This is a genomic window from Sedimentibacter sp. B4, from assembly GCF_000309315.1.
Classification (GTDB): Bacteria; Bacillota; Clostridia; order Tissierellales; family Sedimentibacteraceae; genus Sedimentibacter; species Sedimentibacter saalensis.
On record NZ_CANG01000886.1, the window covers coordinates 1 to 234 of the forward strand.

General features: G+C 67.1%; 1 protein-coding gene. It reads left to right on the forward strand.

Annotated features, from left to right (window positions below):
* Nucleotides 1-234: S9 family peptidase (locus tag BN358_RS24560; RefSeq protein ID WP_157593530.1), on the forward strand; the 234-nt coding region annotated here is incomplete at both ends.

Genomic DNA, 234 nt, shown 5'->3' on the forward strand with positions numbered 1-234 from the left:
GGCGTCCTTCGTGGGTGCCTCCGACATCGGTTGGTACTTCGTCGAGGCGTGCCACGGCACGCGCGAGCAGATGGACGCCCAGTCGCCGCTGCTGAAGGTCGACCGTGTCCGTACGCCCACGCTGGTGATCCACTCCGAGCAGGACCTGCGCTGTCCGCTCGCCACGGCTAAGCGGTACTACACGGAGCTGAAGCTGAACGGCGTGGAGACCCAGCTGCTGGTCTTCCCCGGCGA